Genomic DNA, 18,919 nt, shown 5'->3' with positions numbered 1-18,919 from the left:
GCGCGGCTACAGCACATACACGAAGATGAACAACCCCACCCACACCACATCCACGAAGTGCCAGTACCAGCTGGCCGCCTCGAAGCCGAAGTGCTTGTCGGCGCTGAAATGCCCGCGCAGGATGCGCATCAGCATCACGAACAGGATGATCGTGCCCATGGTCACGTGGGCCCCGTGGAACCCGGTGAGCATGAAGAAGGTGGCGCCGTAGATCCCCGAATGCAGGGTCAGGCCCAGTTCGGTGTAGGCCTCGTGGTACTCGTAGGCCTGCAGGATGAGAAACGCCACGCCCAGCACGATGGTCAGTGCCAGCCAGAATTTCAGCGCACCGCGGTGATCCTTGCGCAGGGCATGGTGGGCGATGGTGATGGTCACGCTGGAGCTGACCAGCAGAATGGTGTTGATCAGCGGCAGGTGCCACGGGTCGATCACATCGCTGGGCGGCGGGAACAGCTTGGGGTCGGGGGTATGCAGCAGCGGCCAGGCGAACTGGAAGTTCGGCCACAGCATGTGCGCCACGCCCTTGGCACCTTCCCCACCCAGCGCCGGGCCGGCCAGGTGGCGCACGTAGAACAGCGCACCGAAGAAGGCCACGAAGAACATCACCTCCGAAAAGATAAACCACGACATGCCCCAGCGGAACGAGCGGTCCAGCTGCGGGCTGTAGAGCCCGGCGCGGCTTTCCTTGATCACCGCGCCGAACCAGCCGAACAGCATGTAGGCCAGGCACAGTGCGCCGACAAAGAAGATCAGCGGGCCATGGGAGTCCTCGTGGCCGGCCTTCATGTCGTTGAACCAGGTGCCCAGGCCGAACACCGTGATCAGCATGCCGAGGGTGGCGATGATCGGCCACTTGCTCTGCGCCGGTACGTAGTAGTGCTGATGAGCAGCCATGGATCGTTCTCCTTATCGGGCGCTCTGTACGGTCTGGGTGGCCACGTGGGCCACCGGCGGCTGGCGAGCGGTGATATCGAACAGCGTGTAGGCAAGCGTCAGGTGTTTCACATCCTTGGGCAGGTCGCGGTCGACGATGAAGCGCACCGGCATCTCGATGCGCTCACCCGGCTGCAGCACCTGCTGGCTGAAGCAGAAGCATTCGGTCTTGTGAAAGTATGCGGCCGCCTCCGCCGGGCTGATGCTGGGGATGGCCTGGGCGGTCATCGGCTTGTCGGTGGGGTTGCGCGCCACGAAGATCATCTGGTTTACCGCGCCCGGGTTGACGTCGATCTGGTCGGCGGTGGAGTAGAAGTCCCAGACCATGTCGCTGGCATTGGTCGACAGGAACTGCACCTTCACCGAGCGCGTCGGGTCGCTGACCTGGCTGCCTGCATACTGCCCGCCGGTCTTGCCGTTGATGCCGAAGGCCTTGCACATCACGTCGTAGATCGGCACCAGGGCAAAGCCGAAGGCGAACATCACCACGGTCAGCAGCATCAGCCGCGTCACCAGTCGTCGCAGCGACGTGCGCTCGTTCATGGCAGCACCCTCATTTCACTTCCGGCGGGGTCTGGAAGGTGTGGTAGGGCGCGGGCGAGGGCACCGACCATTCCAGCCCTTCGGCGCCATCCCATGGCTTGGCCGGGGCCGGCTTGCCGCCACGGATGCACTTGATCACGATGAACAGGAAGAAGATCTGCGTGACGCCGAAGGTGAACGCGCCGATCGACGACACCATGTTGAAGTCGGCGAACTGCAGGTTGTAGTCCGGCACCCGGCGCGGCATGCCCGCCAGGCCAACGAAGTGCATCGGGAAGAACGCCATGTTCATGCCGATGAACGACAGCCAGAAGTGCAGCTTGCCGAGGGTTTCGTCGTACATGTGCCCGGTCCACTTGGGCAGCCAGTAGTAGGCGGAGGCGAAGATGCCGAAGATCGCCCCCGGCACCAGCACGTAGTGGAAGTGCGCCACCACGAAGTAGGTGTCGTGGTACTGGAAGTCGGCCGGGGCGATGGCCAGCATCAACCCCGAGAAGCCGCCGATGGTGAACAGGATGACGAAGGCGATGGCGAACAGCATCGGCGTCTCGAAGGTCAGCGAACCTTCCCACATGGTGCTCACCCAGTTGAACACCTTCACCCCGGTGGGCACCGCGATGAGCATGGTGGCGTACATGAAGAACAGCTCGCCCACCACCGGGATGCCGACCACGAACATGTGGTGCGCCCACACGATGAACGACAGGAAGGCGATGGCCCCGGTGGCGTAGACCATCGAGGTGTAGCCGAACAGCGGCTTGCGCGAGAACGCCGGGATGATCGAGCTGACCGCGCCGAACGCCGGCAGGATCATGATGTACACCTCGGGGTGACCGAAGAACCAGAACACGTGCTGGAACAGTACCGGGTCGCCACCACCGGCGGCGCTGAAGAAGCTGGTGCCGAAATGGATGTCCATCAGCATCATGGTCACCACCCCGGCCAGCACCGGCATCACCGCGATCAGCAGGAACGCGGTGATCAGCCAGGTCCAGACGAACAGCGGCATCTTCATCAGGGTCATGCCGGGGGCGCGCAGGTTGAGGATGGTGGCGATCACGTTGATCGCGCCCATGATCGAGCTGATGCCCATCAGGTGGATGGCGAAGATGAAGAAGGTCACGCTGGCCGGTGCGTAGGTGGTCGACAGCGGGGCATAGAAGGTCCAGCCGAAATTCGGCCCGCCGCCGGGGCTGAACAGGGTCGATACCAGCAGCAGGAACGCTGCCGGCAGCAGCCAGAAGCTGAAGTTGTTCATGCGCGGCAGGGCCATGTCCGGCGCGCCGATCATCAGCGGGATCATCCAGTTGGCCAGGCCGACGAAGGCCGGCATCACCGCACCGAACACCATGATCAGGCCGTGCATGGTGGTCATCTGGTTGAAGAATGCCGGCTCCACGATCTGCAGGCCGGGCTGGAACAGCTCGGCGCGGATCACCATGGCGAACGAGCCGCCGAGCAGGAACATGGCGAAGGCGAACCACAGGTACATCGTGCCGATGTCCTTGTGGTTGGTGGTCAGCACCCAGCGCATCAGGCCCTTGGCCGGGCCGTGGGCGTGGTCATGGGCGGCATGACCGTGGTCGTCGATGACTGTACTCATGTCCTGTCTCCCCGGTTCATTGGCTGTCGGCCTGCTTGAGCGCCAGCACATCCTTCGGCGTGACCATGTCGCCCTTGTTGTTGCCCCAGGCGTTGCGCTCGTAGGTGATCACGGCGGCGATATCCACTTCCGAGAGCTGCTTGCCGAACGCCGCCATGGCCGTGCCGGCCTTGCCGTGGAAGACGATGTTCAGGTGATCCTTGATCGGGCCGGTGGCGATCTTCGAACCCTTGAGCGCCGGGAACATCGGCGGCAGGCCCTGGCCTTCGGCCTGGTGACAGGCCACGCAGGTGGTGTGGTAGACCTTGTCGCCGCGCTCGCTGAGCTCCTGCAGGGTCCACTCCTTGCTGGTCAGCTCCTTGAGCTTGGCCGACTCGGCCTTGCGTTCGGCCAGCCAGGTGTCGTAGTCGGCCCTGGACTTGACCTCCACCACCACCGGCATGAAGCCGTGGTCCTTGCCGCACAGTTCGGTGCACTGGCCGCGGTAGATGCCCGGCTTCTCGACACGGGTCCAGGCCTCGTTGACGAAACCGGGGATGGCATCGCGCTTGACCGCGAACGCCGGCACCCACCAGGAATGGATGACGTCGGCGGCAGTCACCAGAAAGCGCACCTTGGCACCCACCGGGATCACCAGCGGCTGATCGACCTCCAGCAGGTAGTGCTCGTCCTTGGGTGCCTTGTTGTGGATCTGATCGGCGGGGGTGGCCAGGTTGCTGAAGAACTCCACGTCCTGGCCCAGGTACTTGTAGTGCCACTTCCACTGGTAGCCGGTGACCTGGATATCCACGTCCGACTCGCTGGCATCGTAGATGTCCACCAGGGTCTTGGTGGCGGGGATGGCCATGGCCACCAGGATCAGGAACGGCACCACCGTCCACATGATCTCGACCCAGGTGTGCTCATGAAAATGCGCCGGCTGCTGGCCGGTGGAGCGACGGTGCACCATCATCGACCAGAACATCGCACCGAACACCACGATGCCGATCACCACGCAGATCCAGAAGATGGTCATGTGCAGGTCGAACACGGCGTTGCTGACTTCAGTCGCCCCCGGCGCCATATTCACGGTCCAGGCGGCGTGTGCCGGCGTGAACAGTGACCACAACAGCAGGCCCATCCAGGCATGTGGATGTCGCATCATTGCGGGTTCCCCTTATGATTCTTGTTATCCCGGAGGCAGGGCCTACGGCTAAGGGTACGGCGTCAAGACGGCGAACTTCGACGGCGAGCCCCTGCTGGACAGCAGGCGGGCCTCATCAACCAATCACTTTCAAAGCGGAGTATAGACAGCCGCCCGGACCGCGCAAAAAATCGCCGAGAGGGGGTTGATGGCCATTTGATATGCCTTACAGCGACATAAACGCACATCGTTTATGACAAATCCGTCTTAACTCTTTTTCGAACCGAGCTACCTTATGTCATCCGTGTGTTTCCCTTGTCCCTGGAGTTGTCATGAACATCGCCGCTTTGCGCGAGCAGATCACCCGTGCCCGTCAACATGAGGTCCAAACCGGCCAGTTGAAAAAGCAACTTGAAGTGCAACTGCCCCACCTGCATCCCTCGATCAACCTGCCTGAGCAAGACCCGCATGCGGCGCTTGTGGGGTTTGTCGACGCGTACATCGACCAGGTACCCGAACTGCTGGAGGCCGCCAATGCGGTGGCGCGCGAGGCGGGCATCGAGTCGCAGATCAAACCGGTACTGAAAATTGCCGAAGCCTATTTCCTGCAGCCGCCGGCGATCATGCATGGCCAGGTCGGCCTGGGCTGCCTGCTGGATGAGGCCTACCTGGCGCACCGCCTGGTGGAGGAAGTGAACGACCTGTACATCAAGCATTTCAAGCAGCCACTGATCCCACTGGATACCACCGTGGCCAACCTGATCGCGCATCAGCTGATCGGCGAGGCATTCGCCAACCAGCTGGATGAGGTGGTGCACCACTCGGTGGACGAAATGCTCAACGACGAAAGCTTCGCGCTCGAATCGGTAGAGGCCTACCGCGACAAGCTGAGCAGCCCGGACACCGGCGCGGCGTGGAAGCGCTGGCCGTGCCTGTCGCGCCAGCTGGGCGTGGGGCTGGAGCTGGATCAGTCGGCCTGACCGGCTCGGCGGCGCAGCCTTCGCCAGCAACGCTGGCTCCTACAGGGTTACACCCCGTGTAGGAGCCAGCCTTGCTGGCGATTCGTTCAGGCGCCAAGCCCTGCCGCCATACGCGCCCGCCCCTCGGTGCGCCGCTTCAACCCGCGCGGCTCGATCACCAGCACCGATCCATTGCCCGCATTCGCCCGGCCCCAGTCCTCCAGCAGCTCGAGACACGCGTGGTCGATGTAGCTGAGTTGGGCCAGCGGTACATGCAACGTGGTACATACCGGTACGTTATCCAGCGCCCGGGCGAGTGCCGGGACCTTGAGAAACGTCGCCGCACCGCTCAAGCGAAGCTCCAGGTGCCCCGGCGTATCCAAGTGGCTGACGCTGATCTTCAACCGCGCCGCCTTCAGCGCAAGCTTGAGCAAAGTCAGGGCGAAACCCAGCAGTACGCCGGTCAACAGGTCGGTGAAGATGATCGCCAGTGCGGTCGCCGCGTAGGTGACCATCGGCATGCGCCCATAGCGCCCCAACCCGCGGAACGCCTTGAAGTCCACCAGCTTGAAGCCGGTGTACACCAGTACACCTGCCAGGCTCGCCACCGGGATCTGCTGCAGCACACTGCTCAGCACCACCACGAACGCCAGCAGCCATGCCCCATGCAGAATAGCCGACAGCCGCGTCTGCGCACCGGCCTGCACGTTGGCCGAACTGCGTACGATCACCCCCGTCATCGGCAACGCCCCCAGCACGCCACAGAGCATGTTGCCCACCCCCTGGGCCGACAGTTCACGGTCGAAGTCCGAACGCTGGCCACTGTGCATGCGGTCCACCGCTGCCGCCGACAGCAGCGTCTCGGCACTGGCGATGAATGCCAGGGCGAGCGCCGCCACCAGCAGGTGCGGGTTGGCCAGTTGCAGCAGGTCGGCGGGGCGCAGCCAGTCGATGGCCTCGGCCAGGTTGGCGGGCACCACCACGCGGTTCACCGGCAACGCCAGCCACAGGCTCAGCAGGGTCATCAGCGCCACCCCGAGCAAGGCCCCCGGCACGAAGCGCAGACGCTGCGGGCGCAGGCGCTCCCAGCCCCACATGATCGCGATGGTGCCCAGGCCCAACGCACCCGCCTGCCAGGCATTGCCGGGGCCTTCCGGGGTCAGCGCCTGCAGTACGGTCTGTGGGAACGCCGTCAGGTTGGCCAGCCCGGAAGGCTGCGGGCTGGCGTCGAACATCACATGCACCTGCGACAGTACGATCAGCACGCCGATACCGGCGAGCATGCCGTACACCACCGCCGGCGCTGTGACCCGGAACCAGCAGCCCAGGCGCAGACGCCCGGCCAGCAGTTGCAGCAGGCCCGCCAGCAGCAGGATCGGCCCGAGCATGGCCATGCCATGCTGGCGTACCAGCTCGAACACCAGCACCGCCAGGCCCGCCGCCGGGCCGCTGACCTGCAATGGCGAGCCGGCGATGAACCCCACCACCAGGCCACCGACGATGCCGGTGATCAGACCCTTGGCCGGGGGCATGCCGGAAGCGATGGCAATGCCCATGCACAGCGGCAGCGCCACCAGAAACACCACCACCGAAGCCAGCAGTTCACGCGGCAGGGCCGCTTTCAATTGCGTCATGTTCACCTTGATTCTCCCTCTATCGATCACGCCGGGCCATTCCGCTGGCCCGCACGCCGCAGTAACGCCGCCACGCGGGCAGCCGCAAGCCGCCGGCAGGCCGGCAAGGCATTCATGGAAATTCAAGGCAGCCGACTACCTGGGCTGCACGCGAACGTGCAGCCTTCAGTCACCCTGTTGCGAATGAGGTGTGGCTAGTAGCGCCCGCGCGGGGTGGCGCAGGGAATCGGCTGGCCGCTCTGCAGGGGCAGGAAGCGGTCGCTTACCGCGTCATAGGCGGTGATTTCGCTGGTTTCGATGTCGTAGATCCAGCCGTGGATATACAACTGGCCGGCCGCCAGGCGCGAGGCGACCGAAGGGTGGGTACGCAGGTGCTGCAACTGCGCGATGACGTTTTCCTTGGTCAGCACCTGCATGCTTTCGTGTTCGTTGTGGCAATGGCAATTGTCTTCGACCACCGTGCGCGCCACCTCGGCATGCCGCAACCAGGCCTTGACCGTGGGCATCTTCTCCAGGCTCTGCGGGTTGAGCACGGCACGCATGGCCCCGCAATCGGAATGCCCGCACACGATGATGTGCTGCACGCCCAGGGCCATCACCGCGTACTCGATGGCCGTGGATACACCACCGTTCATCTGCCCGTAGGGCGGCACCACGTTACCCACATTGCGGGTCACAAACAGGTCGCCTGGGGAGCTGTGGGTAATCAGTTCGGGCACGATGCGCGAGTCGGCGCAGGTAATGAACATCGCCCGCGGCTTCTGCGCAGTGGCGAGTTTCTTGAAGAGCTCTTCCTGTTGCGGGAAGACTTCATGATGAAAATGCAAAAAGCCGTCGACGATATGCTTCAGTGCGGCATCGGCGCTTTCGGCTTGATCAGCCGGGCCGTTTTGAGAGGGGTCCTGGTCTTTCATTGTTGATCCTCTTTGACGGTTTGAAGGTAAGTCCATTTTACCGGTTCAAGATTCAGACAACGCAATGAAGCTTGGATGTCGCTCATGCTCAATAAAGCACAGTGCGGCTGCCTGGCGTTTCACGCTACGCGGAAAAACTTAACTCAAACTGAATTTGGAGGCTCTAGAACGGGCGTTCCAGAACAAAAGGGCGGGCCTCGGATACTAGCAAAAAAGCATTAATGGCAACTACCCATTAATGCATTACAGCAGCGACAACTGCCCACCGGGCGGGCAGAACGCGCTGCAATCGAGCGCATGGCCTTCACGCCGGTTCAGTCCCAGGCGGCGCATGGCCTTGTCGAAACGCTGCGCCAGCAAGTCGGCAAACACGCCTTCGCCCAGCATGCGTGCGCCAAAACGGCTGTCGTACAGCTCGCCGCCACGGCTCTGACGGATCAGGCTCAGCACATGGGTCGCACGTTGCGGGTAATGCTCCTGCAGCCATTGCTCGAACAGCGGCGCCACCTCCAGCGGCAGGCGCAGCAGCATGTAGGCCGCGTGCAGCGCGCCGGCCTGCTTGGCCGCCTCCAGCAGGTGCTCCAGTTCGCTGTCGTTGATCATCGGGATCATCGGCGAACACAGCACACCTACCGGCACACCCGCCTCGCGCATCACCCGAATCGCCCGCAACCGCGCCTTGGGCGCGGCGGCACGCGGTTCCAGGGTGCGCTTGAGCTCGTCGTCGAGGGTGGTCAGGCTGATCATCACCGACACCAGGCGCTGCTGTGCCAGTTCGGCCAGCAGGTCGAGGTCGCGCAGGATCAGCGAGCCCTTGGTCACGATGGTGACCGGGTGACGGTAGCGCAGCAGCACTTCAAGCAGGCGCCGGGTCAGCTGCTGTTCGCGCTCGATGGGCTGGTACGGGTCGGTGTTGGACCCCAGGTTGATCGGGGCGCACACGTAGCCTTGCTTCGACAGCTGTTGTTCCAGCACCGCCGCCGCGTTGGTCTTGGCGATCAGCTTGGTCTCGAAATCGAGCCCCGGCGACAGGTCCCAGTAGGCGTGGCTGGGGCGGGCATAGCAATAGATGCAACCATGCTCGCAACCTCGGTAGGGGTTGATCGAGCGGTCGAAGGGCAGGTCGGGCGAGGTGTTACGGGTGATGATGGTTTTGGCCGTCTCGATGCGGACTTCGGTGCCCTGGGTCAGCGGCACCTCCTGGTACCAGCCATCATCCTCGGCCACAGAGCGGGCAGGGGCGAAGCGGTTGTGCGGGTTGTGCGCGGTACCGCGACCACGCACTGGCGCTGGAGTGAACATGTCGAGCCCCTGTACTGTTTTTATATACAGTACTGCATCGCCATCAGGACCTCCAGCACCGCTCGGCGCCCGACGTGGCTACGGGTTAAGGCCATGCCACTGCAGAAACGGCAGGGGGCTCACGTCACGCCCGCGAAACACCTTGAACCCTGCCGTGATCGAGCGCCCGGCCCCCGGGGCAACAATGGCCTCGAGCAGGGCACGCCCGGTGGCCGGGTTGAGCACGCCTTCGGCTTCGAACCGGGCGAAGGCATCGATCGCGTAGACCCGTGACCACAGGTAGCTGTAATAGCCCGCCTCGTAGCCGCTGGCCAGGTGATCGAAGGCCTGGGCCGGGCGCTCGAAATCGCCCAGCGGCCAGGGCAGCACTGCGTCGAACTGTTCCACCACCTGCTGCTGCAGGCCTTGCGCAGCAGCCGGGTAGGTCTCGCCATGCAGGTGCAGGTCCAGGCGCGCCATTGCCAGGTCTCGGGCAAACGTGAGCCCTTGCTGCTGTTTCTGCTGGTCGAGAAACGCCTGCACCGTGGACTGCGGCAGTGCCTTGCCTGTCTGGTAGTGATGGGAGATACCGGCCAGGTACTCGGCCGACCAGCACCAGCGCTCCAGCAGCTCACTGAAGAACTCGATCCCGTCCGGCCCCAGGCTGTCGATATCGGACAGGCGGTAATCGGTGGTGGCCACCAGCAGCTGGTGCAGGCAGTGACCGAACTCGTGGTACAGCTTGCGCAGGTCCAGGTGGGTCAGCAACGGTGGGGCAACCCCGTCGCCACGCTCGACTGCGCAAAACAGCGCCGCCGCGCCCTTGTGAAAACGACCCTCGGCATCCACGTGGCGGTTCCATACCCGCAGGCTCCAGGCGTAGTCCTCCTTGCCCGGGCGGGTGATCGCATCCATGTACAGGTACCCCACCAACGCATGGCCCTGGGTTACCTCGAAGCACCGCACATCCGCATGCCAGGCCTGCAACGTGCTGGACGGTGTGATCTGCACGCCGAACAGGGTATCGGCCAGTTGCGTCATGGCCAGCACCACCTGCTCCAGCGGAAAGTAGCCACGCATTTCCTCGCCAGACAGCGCCAGCGGGTGCCGATGCGCACGCTGCGCGTAAAAGGCGATGTCCCAGGGTTGCAGGCCACCCAGGCGCGCCTGCTGGTCGAAGGCCCGCAACCGCGCGGTTTCGGCGCTACGCCAGGCGGCGCTGTGGGTGCTCAGGTCCTGCAGAAACCGCGTGACCTGTTGCGTCGATTCTGCCGTCTTGGTCTGCAGGCTGAGTTCGGCAAAGCTGGCAAACCCCAGCAGTTGCGCCTGCTCATGGCGCAGTCGTCGCAACTCCAGCAGCACCGGGCCGTTGTCGGGGCCTGCGTCCAGCTCCGACGCGCGGCCATGGTAGGCCCGATACACGGTTTCACGCAGGCTGCGGTCTGTGGCCTGCTGCAGGATGGCCAGGCACGGGGCCTCTTCCAAGGTCACCAGCCAGCCCTCGAGGCCCTTGGCCTGGGCCTTGCGCGCCATGGCGGTGGTCTCCAGCGCGTCGACCCCCTGCAGGCGCCGGGCATCGGTGATGTGCAGGGTCCAGGCGCCGGTGGCGTGTGCCAGGTTGTCGAGGAACAGGTTGGGCTGGGCACTGATGCTGGTTTGCAGGGCCATCAGGCGGGCACGCTCGGTTTCACCGAGCTCGGCGCCGCTCAGGCGAAAGGCCTTGATCGACTGCTGCAGCGACATCCTGCGTTCGTGGCTGAACAGCGCACCGTGGGCGCTGTCGGCCAGACGCTGATAGAGCGCCAGCAACGTGGCGTTCTGCAGCTTTGCCTGATGATAGGCCTGGGTCTTGAGCCAGCACTCGTCCATGGCGGCCTTCCAGGCCTCGCCGCGGGTGTACAGGGGCACGATCAGGCGCACGGCGTTGTTGAGGCGTGCATCCAGTGCATCGATGGCCATCACCAGGTCGTCCCAGGTGGGCAGGCCACGCTGGGCCAGGATGATGCGGGCCAGGGCGTTGTGGTTGTCGAGGATGATCTGGTCGATGCCCGCCGTCAGGTGTTCCAGGCGGATGTCGGCGTAGGCTGGCGGATCGAGGGGGGCGAGCAGGGGATTGCTGGTCATGGGCAGCTCCTTGAGTGACGGGAAGGTCCCGTCACTTTCAAGGGTTGCCGGTGCGCCAGGGGCTAACTATGTATGCCCCTGCACCAGCCACACGGCCCGCTAGGGCTTCTTCAGCTTCGGATTGGGGAAGAACTGCACCGTCTGCACCGCAGGCTGGGGCGCCTTGGCCTCGGCCTGGTTGACGCGGGTGCCCAGTTCCTTGGGCACCGACAGGCCCTGTTCGTTGAGCGTGTCGGAGAACCCGCAGGCCACGCACTCGCGGTGTGGCACGCCGTCTTCACTCCACATCATCAGCTTGTCCGGCTCGCTGCACGCCGGGCATACGGCCCCGGCAATGAAGCGCTTCTTGGTCTTGCTCATGCCGCCAGGTCCTCGCTCAGGCCACTGTGGCGCAACAGCGCATCGATCGACGGCTCACGGCCACGGAAGTCGACGAACAGGCGCATCGGCGCCTGCGAGCCGCCACGGGCCAGAATCGCCTCGCGGAAGGCGCGACCGGTTTCGGCGTTGAGCACACCCTCTTCCTCGAAGCGCGAGAAGGCATCGGCCGACAGCACTTCAGCCCACTTGTAGCTGTAGTAACCGGCCGCGTAGCCGCCGGCGAAGATGTGCGCAAAGCTGTTGGGGAAGCGGTTGTACGTCGGCGGGCGCATCACCGAAACCTCGTCGCGCACCCCTTCGAGCACCTCCAGCACGCTGCGGCCATCGCCGTGGCTGGCGTGCAGTTCGAAGTCGAACAGCGAGAACTCCAGCTGGCGCACCATCATCAGGCCCGACTGGAAGTTCTTCGCCGCCAGCATCTTCTCCAGCAGGTCCTGCGGCAGGGCAGCGCCACTTTCGTAATGACCGGAGATCAACGCCAGGCCTTCAGGCTCCCAGCACCAGTTCTCCATGAACTGGCTCGGCAGCTCGACCGCGTCCCAGGCCACGCCATTGATGCCGGATACCCCGGCATGCTCGATGCGGGTCAGCAGGTGATGCAGGCCGTGGCCAAACTCGTGGAACAGGGTGGTGACTTCATCGTGGGTCAGTAGTGCCGGCTTGCCCGGGGCGGCCGGGGTGAAGTTGCACACCAGGTTGGCCACCGGGCTCTGCAGGCTGCCATCGGCCGTGCGGCGACGGTCGCGGGCGCCGTCCATCCAGGCACCGCCGCGCTTGTTGGCGCGGGCGTACAGGTCGAAGAAGAAGCGCCCCACGTGCTGGCCGTTTTCCTTGATCTCGAACAGGCGCACGTCCGGGTGCCAGGTATCGAAGCCTTTCACCTCGGCGATCTCGATGCCGTACAGGCGCTGCACGATGGTGAACAGGCCCGACAGCACCTTGTCGATCGGGAAGTAGGCACGCAGGGCTTCCTGCGACACGCTGTACCGCTGTTCGCGCAGCTTCTCACCATAGAAACCGCTGTCCCAGCTCTGCAGGTCCGGGCAGCCCTGCTCGGCGGCGTAGGCCTTGAGCTGGGCCAGGTCCTGGGCGGCGAAGGGTTTGCTGCGCTTGGCCAGGTCACGCAGGAAGCTCAGCACCTGGTCGCTGGACTCGGCCATCTTGGTGGCCAGGCTCAGCTCGGCGAAGTTGGCATAACCCAGCAGCTCGGCCAGCTCCTGACGCAGGTCGAGGATCTCGCGCATCACCGGGCCGTTGTCGAACTGGCCGGCATTGGGGCCCTGGTCCGAGGCGCGGGTGCAGTAGGCCGCGTACAGTTCTTCGCGCAGGGCACGGTCGTGGGCGTAGGTCATCACGGCGTAGTAGCTGGGGAATTCCAGGCTGATCAGCCAGCCATCAAGGCCCTTGGCCTGCGCGGCGGCCGCCATCTGCGCCTTGGCCGATTCGGTCAGGCCGGCCAGTGCGGCCTCGTCGGTGACGTGCTTGGTCCAGGCCTGGGTGGCGTCGAGCAGCTGGTTGGAGAAACGGCTGCCCAGCTCCGAGAGCTTGCTCTGCACCTCGGCATATCGCTTCTGCTGGTCGGCCGGCAGGTCGATACCCGACAGGCGGAAGTCACGCAGGGCATGTTCGAGGATGGTTTTCTGCGCCACATCGAAGCCGGCGGCTTCGGGGCTGGCGATCAACGCTTCATAGGCCTGGAACAGCTCGCGGTTCTGGCCCATTTCGGTGGCGTAGGCGCTCAGGGCCGGCAGGCAGGCCTCGTAGGCCTCGCGCAGCTCGGCGCTGTTGCATACCGCGTTGAGGTGGCTGACCGGGCTCCAGGCGGCACCCAGTCGGTCGTTGAGTTCGTCCATGGCCAGCACCAGGCCGGCCCAGGTGGGGTTCTGGCCCTGGGTTTTCAGGATCGAGGCGATGGCGCTGCGGTTGTCGGCCAGGATCTGTTCGATCGCCGGCAGCACATGCTCGGCACGGATCGCCGAGAAGGGCGGCAGGTCATAAGACTGCAGAAGCGGGTTGTTCGCACTCACGGTTAAACACCTTGGCAGAAGAAACACCGCTCCATCTTAATTACAATCGACGCTGACCGCAGCTATCAGCCTTACAGAGAGACACTATTCATGGCCATCCGCAGCTTCCAGCAACACATTCCGCGTCTCGGCGCCCGCGCCTTCGTCGACCGCAGCGCAGTGGTGCTGGGTGATGTCGAGATCGGCGAGGACAGCTCGGTATGGCCCCTGACGGTGATCCGCGGCGACATGCACCGCATCCGCATCGGCGCGCGCACCAGCGTGCAGGACGCCAGCGTGCTGCACATCACCCATGCCGGGCCGTTCAATCCCGACGGCTACCCGCTGCTGATCGGCGATGACGTGACCATTGGCCACAAGGTCATGCTGCATGGCTGCACCCTGGGCAACCGCATTCTGGTCGGCATGGGCAGCACCATCATGGACGGCGCGGTGGTCGAGGACGAGGTGATCATCGGTGCCGGCAGCCTGGTACCGCCGGGCAAGACGCTGGAGAGCGGCTTCCTGTACGTGGGCAGCCCGGTGAAGCAGGCACGGGCGCTGACCGACAAGGAACGCGCGTTCTTCCCCTACAGCGCCGCCAACTACGTGAAGCTCAAGGACCTGCACCTGGCCGAAGGCTTCGACCAGCCCGAGTGAGTTATCCACAGCCCCCTTTTTTCGAGACTGTCATGCACCAGCAAACCATTCTGTTCGACCTCGACGGTACACTCACCGACCCCCGTGAAGGCATCACGCGCTCCATCCAGTACGCCCTGGCCAAGCTGGACATCGACGAGCCGGACCTGGCCCGCCTGGAACACTTCATCGGCCCGCCCTTGCTGCAGGCGTTCATGCAGTTCTACGGCTTCGACGAGGCCAAGGCATGGCAGGCGGTGAACTTCTACCGTGAGCGCTTCAAGGTCACCGGGTTGTACGAGAACCGCGTGTTCGAAGGCGTGAGCGAGCTGCTCGAAGGGCTGCAGGCGCAGGGGCGCACGCTGTACATCGCCACCTCCAAGCCCTGGGAGTTCGCCCGCGAGATTGCCCGGCACTTCGATTTTGCCCGGCATTTCAAGGTCATCTACGGCAGCGAGCTGGACGGTACGCGCACCAACAAGGTGGAGCTGATTGCGCACCTGCTGGCCGAAGAAAACCTGGACCCGGCGCAGACGCTGATGATCGGCGACCGCAAGCACGACCTGATCGGCGCGCGCAGCAACGGGCTGGAAGCAGTGGCGGTGGGCTACGGGTTTGGCAGCCGCGAGGAATTGACCGCAGAGCAGCCGGCTTATCATTTCGACACGCTGGGCGAGCTGCATCGGGCCTTCATGCGGTCCTGAGGGCCTTTTCGCCGGCAATGCCGGCTCCTACAGGGGATGCGACCCGGCCTTGCCGGCGAAGCTTTCCAGGGCCTGCTGGCGCTGCTCGAACGGCAACCGCCCCCAGGCCTCGACCCGCTGGTAGAACACCGCCCAATCTCCGCCAACCTCCCGGAACAACGCTGCAAACGCAGGCACCCACTGGTCATACAGCCCGAACGGCAGCAGCTTGGCGTTGTTCATCGGCGCGTTGATCCACGCGTCATAGCGCTTGTCGCCCTGCCACCTTGTATCGCGCAGCACCCGGTACTCGCTGCGCAGGCGCTCGAACTCGGCCTGCTTGCCCGCGCGCATCGCTGCCTCGTCCAGCGGCTGTGCATACAATGTCTTGAGCCGCTCGCGGCTGGCCAGCACCAGCCCCACGAACTCGTCACGCTGGCGCGCTCCACCCTGCGGCAAGGGCGCCAGCCCACGGGCCGCGCGCCACTGGCGCGAACCTTCCTGCTCCACAAAGGTGGCAAACGACTCGTTGAACGCCGTGTCGTCCTTCACGTACACGCGCTGGTGCGCAAGTTCGTGGAAGATCACCGTGGCCAGGCGCTCGTCGCCCCAGCCCAGCATCGAATTGAGAATCGGGTCGTCGAACCAGCCCAGGGTCGAATAGGCCTCCACCCCGCCCACATACACATCCTGCCCCTGCGCCTTCTGCAACGCCGCCGCCCCGCGCGCCGCACCCTGGCTGTAGTAGCCGCGATAGGCCACGCAACCGGCGATGGGAAAGCAGTAGGTATGCGGTTCCAGCGAAAACTCCGGGGTGGCGAACACGTTCCACACCACGAACGGGCGCCCGATATCGGCGTACACCCGGTAGCTGCGGTTGTCCGGCAGCTTAAGGTGGCTGCTGGCAAAAGCGCGTGCCTGCTGCGCTTTCGCCAGGTGCTGGCGCAGGGCAGGGGGGGTGGCCGGGTCGGCCACCAGCACCGCCACCGGCTCGCGCGCGCGCAGCAGCTGCCATTGCCCGCTGGCCAGCTGGCTGTAGTAGCCGAGGCTGGTGCAACCGTTGAGCAGCCCAAGCAGCAGCACGGGAACCAACCCGAGGAAAACGCGGTCGAGTGCCCCGGGGCTTGAGCGCAACCAGAAAAAAATTCGAACCATGTGCAGGGATGTCTCGCTCAAGTGCTCATCGGCCCAAGACTATCCTGCCTGCCCGGAGTTTTGCCATGCGTACGATGCTTGCCGCCAGCGCTGTGCTGGCCCTGACCGGCTGCGCCGGCCTGCCCGCCGCCGACCCGAACCAGGCCTGGGTAGACCTCCAGCCCGCTGCCGACGACACCCTGCACGCGCTGGAGGTGGACGAGCGCAGCTGGGCCGACACCCGCTACTTCGAAGTCACGCCGGGCAGTCACGAGCTGACGGTGCGCTATCAGTTCGCGGTAGCGCCCGGCAATATCGGGCCGGTGGACGAACCGCTGTGGCGCGATTGCCAGCTGAACGTGAAATTCAAGGATTTCAATGCCGGCCAGCGCTATCAGTTGCAGGCCGGCAGTATCGGCTTCAGGCCCTGGGCCAAGCTCTACGACGAGCAGCGCAAACTGGTCGGCACCGGTTTGCCTGCCGGATGCCAGCGTACCTGAACAGACTAATGGCGCTATGCTTGTAGCTTGTAGCCCGCCAGCGGAGATTGCCATGCGCCAGCCCATGATGCTGCTTGCCATCAGTACCTTGGGGGCCTGTGCCAGTCCCCTGCCACCGGTCGACAGCAAGCAGGCCTGGATCGACCTGTATACCGTCACGCCGGGCAAGGTGCTCATGGCCGACCGCCTGGATGGTCAGCGCCTGAACGACGGCCGTTTCTTCCAGGTCACGCCGGGCAAACACGAACTGGTGGTGCGCTTTGATTTCGAGGTGTATTCAGGCGGTTTCAGCACCGACCCTACCGAACGCACCTGCTACCTGAAGATTCGCTACGACGACTTCCAGGCCGGCCAGCGCTACCGCATCGAAGCCCGCGCCCCGGCCATGCAGCCCAGTGCCTATCTGTACGACGCGCAGCGCAAGCTGGTCGCCGAAGAACAGAACGACATCTTCTGCATCCCGTGACGGCTAGCGATCGTTTTTCTGGTAGATGATTTTCTTGGTGCCGTTCTCACAGCTGCCCACCACCATGTTCTGGTCATGGACTTCATCGTTGGTCACGATTTCCAGGGTGTAGGAAGAGACATTGTTGGCCTGGATCTTGGCTTCGATCTCGGCCTTGAGCTCGGCGCAGTCCTTGGGCGCGGCCAGCGCACTGGTGGCCAGCAACGAGGTCAGCACAGCGAATGCAATACGAGTCATCAGAACAGCTCCTTGTGGCGGCAGACCATCTGCCGACAGCCATTTGACCACAAGAAGCCGTGCGTCGTTCTGATCTGCGCCGGCGTCAGTCCACCAGGGTGGCGTCCAGGCTGATCTGGGCCTTGAGCACCTTGGATACCGGACATCCCGCCTTGGCCTTGTTGGCCAGCTCCTCGAATTTCGCCTTGTCGGCACCGGGCACCTTGGCCTTGAGGATCAGGTGCACGGCGGTGATGGCAAAACCATCGGGCTGCTTGTCCAGGGTCACTTCGGCGATGGTGTCGATACGCTCGGCGGTCAGGCCGGCTTCGCCGAGGATCATCGAAAAGGCCATGGAGAAGCAGCCTGCATGGGCAGCGCCGATCAGTTCTTCAGGGTTGGTACCAGGCTGGCCTTCGAACCGGGTGTTGAAGCCATAGGGGTTGGCCTTCAAGGCGCCACTCTCGGTGGAGAGCTGGCCCTTGCCGGTCTTCAGGTCGCCTTGCCAGATTGCCGATGCTGTCTTTTTTATCGAACTCATAAAGCCTCCTGAGTGCCTGAGAGCGCGGGGGATCGCGCCTGGCGTTCAATTCAGAGGGCGTCACCACGGGCAAGTTCAGCCCGATTGCAGGGGCAGGCATTGAATACCTGTGATCTGCCCATACAGAGTCAGAAAGGTCGCGGCATGCTGTCGGCCTAACCATTCAGGAGGCGTACACGCCATGACGCGACTCGCGGACATCAAATACTCCACCCTCGACCTGGTACCGGTACGCCAGGACAGCGGCCCGGCCCAGTCGCTGCGCAACTCGCTGGACCTGGCGCAACACGTGGAGAAATTCGGCTACAACCGCTTCTGGGTGGCCGAGCACCACAACATGGACGGCATTGCCAGCTCCGCCACCTCGGTGCTGCTGGGGTACCTGGCCGGTGGTACCTCGACGATCCGCGTGGGTGCAGGCGGGGTGATGCTGCCCAACCACGCGCCGCTGGTGATTGCCGAGCAGTTCGGCACCCTGGCCAGCCTGTACCCGGGCCGTATCGACCTGGGCCTGGGGCGTGCGCCGGGCTCCGACCAGATGACCGCCCGCGCCCTGCGCCGCGAGCGCTCGGGCAGCGCCGACGACTTCCCGGACGATGTAGAGGAACTGGTGCGCTACCTGGGCCCGCGCACGCCCGACCAGAAAGTGATTGCCGTGCCGGGGTATGGCACCGAGGTGCCGATCTGGCTGCTGGGCTCGAGCCTGTTCAGTGCACAGCTGGCGGGGATGCGCGGCTTGCCGTATGCGTTTGCCTCGCACTTTGCGCCGCGCATGATGCATGAAGCGATCCGCGTGTACCGCAACCACTTCAAGCCCTCGACGGTGCTCGACAAGCCCTACGTGATGTTGGGTGTACCGCTGGTGGCGGCCGATACCGACGAGCAGGCCGAGTACCTGGCCACCTCGGTGTATCAGCGAATTCTGGCGTTGATGCGTGGGCAGAGCCTGGTGCAGCGCCCGCCCGTCGACAGCATGGACGGCCTGTGGCAGCCCCATGAGCGGGAGGCAGTGGGAAGTTTCCTGGGCCTGGCGATGGTGGGCGGGCCAGAGAAGATCCGCGCCAAACTGGACGTGCTGCTGGAGCAGACCGGTGCTGATGAGCTGATCTTTACCTGCGACCTGTACGAGCATGCGGACCGGATCCGGTCCTACGAGATTCTGTCTCAGGTCATCAAGGGCAACTGAGGGCCCTTTTGCCAGCAAGGCTGGCTCCTACGTGGGAGCCAGCCTTGCTGGCG

The 18,919-nt window shown here is 64.2% G+C and carries 19 protein-coding genes; 6 read left to right on the top strand and 13 right to left on the bottom strand.

The window, feature by feature from the left end; translation table 11 throughout:
- Window positions 1-6: 6 nt before the first annotated feature.
- From KH389_RS00275 to coxB, 4 genes are read right to left on the bottom strand one after another with little or no spacing between them, the layout of a single operon-like run.
- Window positions 7-894, bottom strand: a complete 888-nt coding sequence (locus KH389_RS00275) for a cytochrome c oxidase subunit 3 (RefSeq protein WP_043862280.1) — start codon at window positions 892-894, stop codon at window positions 7-9.
- A gap of 12 nt (window positions 895-906) precedes the next feature.
- Window positions 907-1,476: a cytochrome c oxidase assembly protein gene (locus tag KH389_RS00270; protein WP_043862279.1), complete on the bottom strand. Its 570-nt coding sequence runs from the start codon at window positions 1,474-1,476 to the stop codon at window positions 907-909.
- Window positions 1,477-1,486: 10 nt separating this feature from the next.
- Window positions 1,487-3,079 carry a cytochrome c oxidase subunit I gene (ctaD, locus tag KH389_RS00265; RefSeq protein WP_054916033.1) on the bottom strand — a complete coding sequence of 531 codons (1,593 nt, stop codon included), beginning with the start codon at window positions 3,077-3,079 and terminating at the stop codon, window positions 1,487-1,489.
- 16 nt (window positions 3,080-3,095) lie between these two features.
- The gene (gene coxB / locus KH389_RS00260; RefSeq protein WP_043862277.1) at window positions 3,096-4,223 is read right to left on the bottom strand and encodes a cytochrome c oxidase subunit II; all 1,128 of its coding nucleotides are present in this window, start codon (window positions 4,221-4,223) and stop codon (window positions 3,096-3,098) included.
- 311 nt (window positions 4,224-4,534) lie between these two features.
- Here coxB and KH389_RS00255 point away from each other — a divergent pair, with 311 nt between their 5' ends.
- Complete coding sequence (locus tag KH389_RS00255) at window positions 4,535-5,182, top strand: hypothetical protein (RefSeq protein ID WP_123753542.1); 648 nt, start codon at window positions 4,535-4,537, stop codon at window positions 5,180-5,182.
- An 86-nt stretch (window positions 5,183-5,268) separates the two neighbouring features.
- Here KH389_RS00255 and KH389_RS00250 read toward each other — a convergent pair whose 3' ends face one another.
- The 6 genes from KH389_RS00250 to prlC form a co-directional block, all read right to left on the bottom strand.
- On the bottom strand, window positions 5,269-6,795 hold the full coding sequence (locus KH389_RS00250) for a SulP family inorganic anion transporter (RefSeq protein ID WP_213606653.1): 1,527 nt from the start codon (window positions 6,793-6,795) through the stop codon (window positions 5,269-5,271).
- Window positions 6,796-6,989: 194 nt separating this feature from the next.
- Complete coding sequence (locus KH389_RS00245) at window positions 6,990-7,709, bottom strand: carbonic anhydrase (protein WP_043862274.1); 720 nt, start codon at window positions 7,707-7,709, stop codon at window positions 6,990-6,992.
- Window positions 7,710-7,952: 243 nt separating this feature from the next.
- Window positions 7,953-9,011, bottom strand: coding sequence for a PA0069 family radical SAM protein (locus KH389_RS00240; RefSeq protein ID WP_213606651.1), 1,059 nt, complete (start codon window positions 9,009-9,011; stop codon window positions 7,953-7,955).
- A gap of 78 nt (window positions 9,012-9,089) precedes the next feature.
- Complete coding sequence (locus KH389_RS00235) at window positions 9,090-11,114, bottom strand: M3 family metallopeptidase (protein ID WP_213606650.1); 2,025 nt, start codon at window positions 11,112-11,114, stop codon at window positions 9,090-9,092.
- 99 nt (window positions 11,115-11,213) lie between these two features.
- Complete coding sequence (locus KH389_RS00230; RefSeq protein WP_043862271.1) at window positions 11,214-11,474, bottom strand: YheV family putative zinc ribbon protein; 261 nt, start codon at window positions 11,472-11,474, stop codon at window positions 11,214-11,216.
- The gene (gene prlC, locus KH389_RS00225; RefSeq protein WP_213606649.1) at window positions 11,471-13,522 is read right to left on the bottom strand and encodes an oligopeptidase A; all 2,052 of its coding nucleotides are present in this window, start codon (window positions 13,520-13,522) and stop codon (window positions 11,471-11,473) included. Before prlC ends, KH389_RS00230 begins: the two co-directional genes overlap by 4 nt.
- Window positions 13,523-13,612: 90 nt before the next feature.
- Here prlC and KH389_RS00220 point away from each other — a divergent pair, with 90 nt between their 5' ends.
- Window positions 13,613-14,161, top strand: coding sequence for a gamma carbonic anhydrase family protein (locus KH389_RS00220; RefSeq protein WP_043862269.1), 549 nt, complete (start codon window positions 13,613-13,615; stop codon window positions 14,159-14,161).
- A gap of 32 nt (window positions 14,162-14,193) precedes the next feature.
- Entirely contained in the window at window positions 14,194-14,844 is a 651-nt protein-coding gene (locus KH389_RS00215) for an HAD family hydrolase (RefSeq protein WP_054916038.1), read from the top strand.
- A 27-nt stretch (window positions 14,845-14,871) separates the two neighbouring features.
- Here the strand turns inward: KH389_RS00215 and KH389_RS00210 are convergent, their stop codons facing one another.
- A complete protein-coding gene (locus tag KH389_RS00210; RefSeq protein ID WP_213606648.1) occupies window positions 14,872-15,978 on the bottom strand; it encodes an aminopeptidase in 1,107 nt (368 codons plus the stop codon).
- Window positions 15,979-16,043: 65 nt separating this feature from the next.
- Here KH389_RS00210 and KH389_RS00205 point away from each other — a divergent pair, with 65 nt between their 5' ends.
- Both KH389_RS00205 and KH389_RS00200 read left to right on the top strand, forming a co-directional pair.
- A complete protein-coding gene (locus KH389_RS00205) occupies window positions 16,044-16,457 on the top strand; it encodes a PA0061/PA0062 family lipoprotein (protein WP_054916040.1) in 414 nt (137 codons plus the stop codon).
- Window positions 16,458-16,509: 52 nt separating this feature from the next.
- Window positions 16,510-16,923, top strand: a complete 414-nt coding sequence (locus KH389_RS00200; protein ID WP_043862265.1) for a PA0061/PA0062 family lipoprotein — start codon at window positions 16,510-16,512, stop codon at window positions 16,921-16,923.
- Window positions 16,924-16,926: 3 nt separating this feature from the next.
- On the opposite strand, the gene KH389_RS00195 is transcribed toward KH389_RS00200, so the two are convergent.
- A complete protein-coding gene (locus tag KH389_RS00195; protein ID WP_043862264.1) occupies window positions 16,927-17,160 on the bottom strand; it encodes a DUF1161 domain-containing protein in 234 nt (77 codons plus the stop codon).
- Window positions 17,161-17,245: 85 nt separating this feature from the next.
- Complete coding sequence (locus tag KH389_RS00190) at window positions 17,246-17,680, bottom strand: OsmC family protein (protein ID WP_088514205.1); 435 nt, start codon at window positions 17,678-17,680, stop codon at window positions 17,246-17,248.
- Window positions 17,681-17,861: 181 nt separating this feature from the next.
- On the opposite strand from KH389_RS00190, the gene KH389_RS00185 reads away from it, so the two are divergent.
- Window positions 17,862-18,866 carry an LLM class flavin-dependent oxidoreductase gene (locus KH389_RS00185; protein WP_043862263.1) on the top strand — a complete coding sequence of 335 codons (1,005 nt, stop codon included), beginning with the start codon at window positions 17,862-17,864 and terminating at the stop codon, window positions 18,864-18,866.
- Window positions 18,867-18,919: the final 53 nt, after the last annotated feature.

This window comes from Pseudomonas qingdaonensis (assembly GCF_018398475.1).
In the GTDB taxonomy this organism is placed as follows: Bacteria; Pseudomonadota; Gammaproteobacteria; order Pseudomonadales; family Pseudomonadaceae; genus Aquipseudomonas; species Aquipseudomonas palmensis.
This window is presented reverse-complemented; position numbering and strand designations above follow the sequence as displayed.